5 protein-coding genes and 1 pseudogene are annotated in these 9,297 nt (G+C 45.2%); all 6 read left to right on the forward strand.

Translation table 11 applies throughout. The features are described from left to right. Positions 1–131 (forward strand): annotated as a pseudogene (locus A3763_RS13565) (response regulator); the annotation flags it as partial. A gap of 42 nt (positions 132–173) precedes the next feature. Further along, on the forward strand, positions 174–536 hold the full coding sequence (gene pilH / locus A3763_RS13570) for a twitching motility response regulator PilH (protein ID WP_068553627.1): 363 nt from the start codon (positions 174–176) through the stop codon (positions 534–536). 14 nt (positions 537–550) lie between these two features. Then, positions 551–1,111 carry a chemotaxis protein CheW gene (locus A3763_RS13575; RefSeq protein ID WP_068508699.1) on the forward strand — a complete coding sequence of 187 codons (561 nt, stop codon included), beginning with the start codon at positions 551–553 and terminating at the stop codon, positions 1,109–1,111. 73 nt (positions 1,112–1,184) lie between these two features. Further along, positions 1,185–3,254, forward strand: coding sequence for a methyl-accepting chemotaxis protein (locus tag A3763_RS13580; protein WP_068740084.1), 2,070 nt, complete (start codon positions 1,185–1,187; stop codon positions 3,252–3,254). Between the two features lie 32 nt (positions 3,255–3,286). Then, positions 3,287–4,204, forward strand: coding sequence for a protein-glutamate O-methyltransferase CheR (locus A3763_RS13585; RefSeq protein ID WP_082865245.1), 918 nt, complete (start codon positions 3,287–3,289; stop codon positions 4,202–4,204). Positions 4,205–4,240: 36 nt separating this feature from the next. Continuing rightward, on the forward strand, positions 4,241–9,297 hold a 5,057-nt coding region (locus A3763_RS13590; protein ID WP_197482905.1), incomplete at its 3' end, for an Hpt domain-containing protein.

The following is a 9,297-nucleotide window of genomic DNA, read 5'->3' on the forward strand; positions in this document are numbered from 1 at the left end:
GTAAGGATGGTCTTTTTGATAAGGCGAAAGGTCGTATCGTTGGGTCAGACCAATATTTAACCAAACCATTTAGTAAAGATGAATTATTGAATACTATTCGCACCCATATGCCGAATAGCCAAGTCAGCTAATTATTTCGGTTTACAAAGAGTAGTATTTTGCCAGGAGGAATTATGGCTCGCATTTTGATCGTGGACGACTCGCCTACAGAGATTCGTAAAATTTCAACCATTCTAGAAAGCAACAATCATGAGGTGATTACCGCTGATAATGGTGCTGATGGCGTTGCTGTTGCGAGAGCAGAACAACCTGACCTAATCCTGATGGATGTCGTGATGCCAGGTTTAAATGGTTTTCAGGCCACTCGACAATTAACTCGAGCAACTGAAACTGCTGAAATTCCGGTAATTATCGTGACAACAAAAGACCAGGAAACAGACCGGGTATGGGGTACACGCCAAGGCGCCAAAGGATATCTTGTAAAACCTGTGCCAGAAAGTAGCCTGATTCAAACTATCAACGAATTGCTGGGTTAGGGTATTAACAGAGCATGAGCGCATCTTCTGCCAAGCAAGCTAGCCCCTTTGATATTCTAGCTGACATCGTAAACCGTAGCGTTAAGTACGCTGCGGGGCTGCCTGCGCAAGACGAAGCTGTAGAGTTATGGAATGGTATCGGCTTTACGATTGCCAACACTCAGTTCGTTGCTCCAATGGGTTCAGTATCTGAAATCCTGCACCTACCCAAGTACACCTCTGTTCCAGGTGTACGAAACTGGATGCTTGGTGTAGCAAACGTACGTGGCCGTCTACTTCCAATCATGGATTTAGCCTTATTTTTTGATGTTGAATCCAGCTCCAAAAAGAGCAGAGATAAACGAGTCTTAATCGTCGAGCACGGTGAGATTCTTAGCGGCTTTGTCGTAGATAGCGTTCACGGCATGCAGTACTTTTCAGCTGATAGCTTTCAAAAGAATGCTAACTCACTATTAGAAAAGTCAATCCAGCCTTTTATAAAAGGCGCATTTGAAAAGAACAATAGTCAATGGAATGTATTTGATACCTTCACACTGACAAACAATAAAAAGTTTCTTGATGTTGCAGTCAGGTAGTAACGCTGCTCATCATTTGAAAGCAGTAAATTGAAAAACAAACACTAGATCGTACAAGGCCGGGAGCCAGGAAATGAAAATCATATCTGGAAAATTTAGCACAGACCAGAGCGCCAACTCACAAATTCTTTTAGTGGGCTCAGCGCTGATCGTGTTATTGATTTCGCTTTTAGTTGTTTCATATTTTATCACTAGAGACGGTAACCACGATGTCGAATATGCCAGTCACGCTAGTGATTTGCGCGTACTGTCTCAAGAGGTCGCAAAGAACGCAACTGAAGCTGCTGCCGGTAAAGAAGAGGCCTTTGATCAGTTGAAGAAGTCTAGAGATGACTTTGAAAACAAGCTACAGTTAATCAACCAAGGTAATGATGAAACCGGCTTGCCGCCATCAAACCTTGCTGATGACGCCGGTGTAACCGACCTGTGGAAAACAGTAAAAAGCAATGCTGACCGTATCCTGGAAAACAAGGAAACGGTTTTGACCCTGCACCAGATCGCTGAAACATTAAACGAAACCATTCCTCAGCTCCAGATTGAGTATGAAGACGTGGTCATGATTCTACTTGAGAACGATGCTCCCGCAGACCAGATCTCAGTTGCTGAACGCCAGTCTCTTCGTGCAGAACGTATTGTACGTAGTGTTAACAACATCCTTACGGGTGATGAAGATGCCGCTATTGCAGCCAACCGCTTCGGTGAAGATGCGACACTATTCGGACGTGTAATGAACTCCATGTTTGAAGGCAATGAGGCTATGCAGATTTCTCAGGTAACTGACGAAGATGCTATCTACGGCCTTGAAGCGATCGCCGAGCTCTTTGAGTTTGTCGACAGTAACGTTAAAGCGATACTTGAAACCTCTCCCGAACTATTCAAAGTACGTAACGCTGCTAACTCTATCTTCGAAAATTCTATCGCACTGAAAAAAGATACATCTACTCTATCGAACCAGTTCCAAAACCAGGCTGATGACCGCTTCTTTAACCCGAATACGGCTTATATCATTCTAGCGCTAATCATCATGTTGATTGTTTATGCTGGCTGGTACTTATACCGCGAATCTCAAAATCGTCTGCAAATGACGGAAGAACAGAACGAACAGAACCAAAACGCAATCTTACGTTTACTTGATGAACTTGCCGACCTTGCTGATGGTGACCTGACAACAGAAGCAACAGTAACCGAGGATTTCACGGGTGCAATTGCTGACTCGATTAACTTCGCGATCGACCAAATGCGTGGCTTGGTAAAAGCTATTCGTGATACCGCCTTACAGGTTGCTTCATCAGCCCAGGAAACACAGGGCACAGCGATGCAGCTGGCTGAATCTTCAGAGCATCAGGCGCAAGAAATTGCGGGTGCTTCTGCCGCGGTTAACGAAATGGCGGTGTCTATCGACCAAGTATCATCTAACGCTGCAGAGTCTACTTCGGTTGCGGAAAGATCGGTAACCATCGCGAAGAAAGGTGCTGAAGTGGTACAAAATACCATCCACGGCATGGACACTATTCGTGAGCAGATTCAAGAAACATCAAAACGTATCAAACGCTTGGGTGAATCATCTCAGGAAATCGGGGATATCGTATCCTTGATCAACGACATTGCCGACCAGACCAACATTCTATCTTTGAACGCTGCGATTCAGGCATCGATGGCTGGGGATGCAGGTCGAGGCTTCGCGGTTGTTGCCGACGAAGTACAGAGACTGGCGGAACGTTCTTCTGCTGCAACCAAGCAGATTGAAGCACTGGTTAAAACCACTCAGACAGATACCAACGAAGCGGTAATCTCGATGGAACACACCACGGCAGAAGTGGTACGAGGAGCTCGACTTGCACAAGATGCGGGTGTTGCCCTAGAAGAAATCGAAACAGTTTCGATGAGTCTTGCAGACTTGATCCAGAATATCTCTAACGCGTCACGTCAACAGTCATTGTCGGCGGGTCACATTTCTAACACGATGAACGTTATTCAAGAGATTACCTCTCAAACTTCATCAGGTACGACGGCAACAGCGAAATCTATCGGTAACCTTGCTGAAATGGCTAGTCAGCTTCGAGCATCGGTGTCAGGCTTTAAGCTTCCTGCCGACGAAGGTGACTCAGAGTATTCTGAGGGCAACGATGAAGGTATCGTGTAATAAAGCGAGCTGATTGGCTGTAGGTAGTCGCAATGGAAGCCCTACTGAATCCTGACGTAGCACAAGCATGCGAGTATCCGGGTAATGAGTCACGAATGAACTGGGAATCAACGCCTTTTCCTGTGCTAACTGATGCTCAGTTTCATCAGTGGCAAGCATTACTTGAAGATCGAACTGGGATGTACATCTCGTACTATCACCGGTCGCTTCTCCAATCGAATCTAATCATTCGAATGAGAGAGATTGCATGCGCTAGCTTTGACGACTACTACGCAAAAGTATGTGCCAAGCCAAGCGGCATCGTCGAGTGGAACACTTTGCTCGATAGAGTGATGGTTCAGGAGACACGTTTTTACCGAAATCCTGAGTCGATGGAGTTATTTTGCGAATATCTAACTGATCAAATTCGCAGAAAATCTCGAAACGAAGCGATAAACATATGGAGTGTAGGTTGCAGCTCCGGAGAAGAACCATATACCTTGGCGATGCTTTGCCAACAAATGCTTCTGAAAGAAAAAAGAGCGTTAAGTAACTTTGGTGTTACTGCAACAGATATAAGCCTTCCGGTACTTAGTAAAGCTAGAGAAGGTATATATAACGTTCGTAAGCTGGTGGACCTAGATCGCAGATTGGTTGACCAGTATTTTGAGCAACTCAGCCCCGATATATATCGAGTCGGTAGTGAGCTCAAACAAAAAGTCTGTTTCTCGATGGCGAATATGATTGATGTTGATAAAAGCCCTCTGAGAAACATGGATACGATATATTGCCAGAATGTTCTGATTTACTTCCGCAAGGAATTAAAACACAACATTCTGAATAGTCTGGTAGAAAGGCTGGCCCCTAAAGGGCTGCTCGTAATTGGACAAGGCGAAGCTGTCGATTGGCAAAATCCACATGTTGAGCGAGTTCAAAACAATCAGACTTTGGCGTTTATTCGTCGAAATTAACACACAAAAACAACGCATTTATAGATTGGAGAAGTTATGGGTAATAACCATGACTACATAGCCTTAGACTGGGTTAAAGGCGAAATTAAACAAACATTGTCCCAAGCTCAAATAGCGTTGGAGGCTTATGTCGAGAACAAAGAAGACACGCCTCAAATTACCTTCTGCTTGAATTATATTCATCAAGTTCACGGTACGCTTCAAATGGTAGAGTTCTACGGCGCTGCTTTACTCGCCGAAGAAATGGAGAAACTATGCCAGGCATTGATTGAAGACAAGGTCGCCAGTCTACAGGAAGCTCTAGAAGTCTTAATGGACTCTTTGCTGCAACTTGAGAACTATCTGGAGCATATACAAAAAGGGCAGCGTGACTTGCCTGTGGTACTGCTTCCAATATTAAATGATCTTCGTGCTCTGCAGGGCCAGCCTTTATTATCTGACACCTCCTTATTTACGCCTGACTTATCTGCGGCGGCGATAACACCCGACATTGCGCACAATCAGCGTATGCAGGACGAACAAGTTATTGCCAACTTGCGTAAACTTCGACAGATGTTTCAGTTCTCTCTTGCTGGCGTCATTAGAAATCAGGATCTTGCTGAAAACTTTTCCTACCTTTATAAAGTCGTATCTCGTCTCGAGAAATTTTGCCAGGGAACACCCATTGGAAAAATCTGGTGGGTAGCCGTTGGTTTCCTCGATGCTATTCGAGGCGATGAAGAAGGTATCAGCTCTGCAACAAAGCAACTCTTGCGTGAGCTCGATCACCAAATAAAACTGATGATCGATGAACCGCAGACCATTCTAGCGAAGCCTTTACCGACGGACTTACTAAAGAATTTACTGTATTACGTTGCAAAAAGTGCAATTGACAGTCAGCGCATCCAAGAGCTAAAAGCGTCCTTTAGCTTGGCTCAAGCCTTACCAAGCGAACAAGAAGTTGATGCCGAGCGTGAGAAACTGCATCGTCCAGGCGCTGAAACAATGAGCTCAGTTGTTGAGGTCTTAAGTGAAGAACTCAGCCACGTCAAAGAACAGCTAGATCTATACGTTCGCGATGACGATAAAGACAATACTCAGCTGCTTGAGCTAGTACCTCAATTAACTCAAATTGCTAATACCATGGCTGTTCTGGGCTTAGGTGTAGCCCGCAAGCTGGTGCTAGAGCAAATTAGCCGCATAGAAGAAATCGCTGAAAGCAGTGAACCAGCTAGCGACCAAGTATTAATGGATATGGCAGGTGCCCTGCTATATGTCGAAGCTAATCTGAGCTCACTCAGCGATGCGAGAGAACAGAGTGAAGAAGAGCAAAACGAATTTGTTGTACCCGCTGAACACTTCGAAAGTGCGCATAATGCCGTTATCTATGAATCACGAAATGGCTTGGAACAAGCAAAAAACAGCATCGTCAACTTTATAGCATCTCAGTGGGATCACGCCGAGATAGAGGATGTCCCAGACCTCTTAGACAGTATTCGCGGTGGCTTACAAATCATCCCGCTTACACAGGCGGCAAAGCTTCTTGAGTCTTGCAGCACCTATATTCGTGACTCCTTATTAAGCGATAAGCATATTCCTGACTGGCAACAACTGGATCGTCTCGCCGATGCGATTACCAGTATTGAGTATTATATGGAGCGCCTCTCAGAAGGGGCTCAAGACAATGACGGTATACTTAAGGTTGCCGAAGAGAGCGTCTCTAAACTTGGCTTTCCGACTCACGAAACCACAGAAGAGTCTAGCCCTGTCCTATCTCAACACCATATCTCTGATGTGGCTTCGGAATCACCCGATTCGATTGAGAAAGAAAGTGATGAAGGACTCATTGACGAAGATATTCTAGAAATATTTATGGAAGAAGTTGCCGAAGTCATGGACGAGATCCAGGTGGCTATGGCACAGCTTCGAGCAACACCTGAAGATCAAGCCGCTCTGCAAAACCTCCGCAGAGCCTTCCATACGCTCAAAGGCAGTGGCCGCCTGGTTGGCGCAAAAGTCATTGCTGAAATTGCATGGCCGATAGAGAACTTACTAAATAAACATCTCGATGCTGCAATGAGCCTAGAAATGGAAGTCTTCGACCTCCTCGATTCAGTTATTGAAAAGCTTCCTGAACTAACCGAAGATTTTTCCCAGCAGCGTGAATCAACACAGTACGAGCATCTAATAAGCCGCGCTGATATGTTGTCGGGCAACGAAACTCGTGTTGTCCATAAAACAATGTCCCCTGCAACATCGAAGTCTTCAGCAGAAGAGCAAACTGGGTCCGAAGCTACAGAGACTCAGTCAGCGTCAGAACCAGCACTACCTTCTGACAGCCTTGAACCAGAAACTGAGTCAAGCCCGGAAACAAACAATGAAGCTGCTGCTGAAGCAGAGCAAGAAGAGGACATCCAGGATTCCTGGGACGATGATGAAGACGATCTAATCGATGATGAAATCCTCGAGATTTTTATCGAAGAGGCCGGCGAAGTACTAGAAGCAATCGATACTCACTTGCCAACCTATCTGGCTGCTCATGACGACCAGGATTCACTAACCGAGCTTCGTCGAGCCTTCCATACCCTGAAAGGCAGCGGACGAATGGTTAACGCCAACATCATTGGCGAAGCCGCTTGGGCAATCGAAAATCTTCTGAACCGCATTATTGATGGTTCGGTAATGATGAATGAAAGCATTGCCGAGCTTATCCAATTAGTCGTCGATAATATTCCCAAACTAATTGAGTGCTTTGAAAAAAGACAACGCCCAGACTTTGATCTAAAGCGCGTTGAGAATCACGCTGCAGCCTTGGTTGCCGGTGATTTTGTTAAGCCTCTAGGTAGCTTACAACGATCCTCGCAAGAAACATCCGCAGCAAGTGGTGCGACAGAGGCTCCGAGCGCAGAACAAGGTACAGTTGGAATCGACGATACGCTACTCGATATATTCAGAAACGAGGCCACTTCTCATGTCGCAACTGTCCTAGAATTTGTTGATCGTGCAGCGAATGACAGTATCGATATTGATGATGATTTATCTAGAGCGCTTCATACACTCAAAGGCAGTGCAAACACAGCTAATATAAGACCGATTGCGGAGATCGCAGTACCCGTTGAACAATTTATCAAGGAAGCACGTGCTAATAACATTCAGGCTGATCAAGATATAGCCTCGATGTTATCGGATGCTATGCATTTTATTCAACAAGGCATCTCACAACTTGATAACAATCCCGATGGGCAACTTTCAGGTACGGATGAGTTTCTCTCTGGCCTTAAATCACTCCAGTCCAAAGTATTTAGCGCACAAAGTGATGAACTCCAGTCGCTTGAAGAAGCCTCACAAGATCCGCAGATTATCAATATCTTCCTCACCGAAGGTCTGGATATATTGCTGGATGCTGAAAGTATTCTTAACCAATGGGAACACAGCCCTGTATCCGTTAACGAGCTAACTAAACTTTACGGCGAAGTAAAAACACTCCACCGAGGCGCCAAGGTTGCCGGGCTTGAAAACATTGCAGAACTCTGTGAATGCCTGGAAAGCTGCTACGGCAGTATTGATATCGAAAATGATAGACCTAGCCCGGTTTTTGTTAATGATATCAAACGTGGTCACGAAGCATTGATCGATATGATGGATCAACTAGCAGCGGGTTTAACTCTAAACCTTGATAACAAGCTGCTTGCGGAATTACGCGAACATATTGCTGACCATAGCCATGTTATTGAAGATAGTCCGGTAGAAAGTCAAAGTGTATCAACTCAAGAAGATAGCTTAAACGAGAAGCTCGACCAGCTAGAGAAAGAGTTGGATGACGTATTACCTACCTACTCCGCTACCACAGATGAAGTGGAGGAAGAAGCAAGCGTTGAACTCGACGATGAAGCCATTATGGATGCCGATTTGGCTGAAATATTCCTCGAGGAAGCTAATGAGCTAGTCAATGGAATCAACCCTGCACTAGACAAACTTAAACAACAACCAGGTAATGAACACGTTATCCTGCAATTACAACGAGACATGCATACACTCAAAGGTGGTGCACGTTTGGCAGGCTTCGAAGCGGTTGGCGATTTAAGTGATATCCTTGAGAAACTATTTGAAAAACTAATCGATTACAAAGCTGATGCCTCCAGCCTGATGTTATCGCTACTTGAAGAGTCTTCGCAGGCTCTAGAAGCAATGCTTAAGTCTATCCAGGCTTTGCAACCTTGCCAGCCTCAAGATGAGCTGGTCACGAATATCACTTCAATTGTTGATGATTTGCGTGTTAACACCCCACTTGTTGAAGAAGATATCGCTCCAGAAAATGAACAGCCCTCTGAATCACAAACGACAAGTCCTAGCCAGGTCTTATTAGACTTGGATCCGGAATTAGCCGAGATATTTTTAGAAGAAGCCCAAGAAATAATCGACAGTTCTGGCGAACTATTGCACCAATGGGAATCCGACGTCTTTAATATCGAGGTTGTTGGCGAGCTACAGCGTGAATTGCACACCCTTAAAGGCGGTGCTCGAATGGCCGAAATCAACCCTATTGGTGATCTTGCACACGAACTGGAAACCTTATTCGAGTCTATTGTTAATAAGCAGCTTGATGCGACACAAGACATGACGGCTCTTTGCTTAAGCTGTCATGATGCCTTAGCTAATATGGTTGAAGCGGTTCAACAAGGTTCAGCTATCAATGGCGCAGATGAACTTCTCAATAAGATCAAGCAAGTCACCACTGGCTCACCAGTAGAGACTTCTGAGCCAGAAGAACTTGAAATCAAAAGCCCTGTTGAAACACCGGTTGAAGAGCCTGAAAGCATTGAAGTCAGTGCGCCTACAACCATAGATGAAGATGATCTTGAAGCAGACCTACTTCCCTTATTTATAGACGAAAGCAAGGATATTCTTTCTGCTGCTGCCGAGTATTTGGAGCACTGGCGCGAGGATGAAGACTTCATCGAAGGTATTGTTGAGTTACAAAGGGAAATGCATACCCTGAAAGGGGGAGCGAGACTTGCTGACGTTGACCCGATCGGCGACTTAGCTGAAGCCGTCAACACTCGTTTAGAGCAGATGATAGACGGTCAACTAAATGACCCTGAAGGCTTGTACCA

The sequence above is a fragment of the Oleiphilus sp. HI0128 genome (assembly GCF_001635365.1).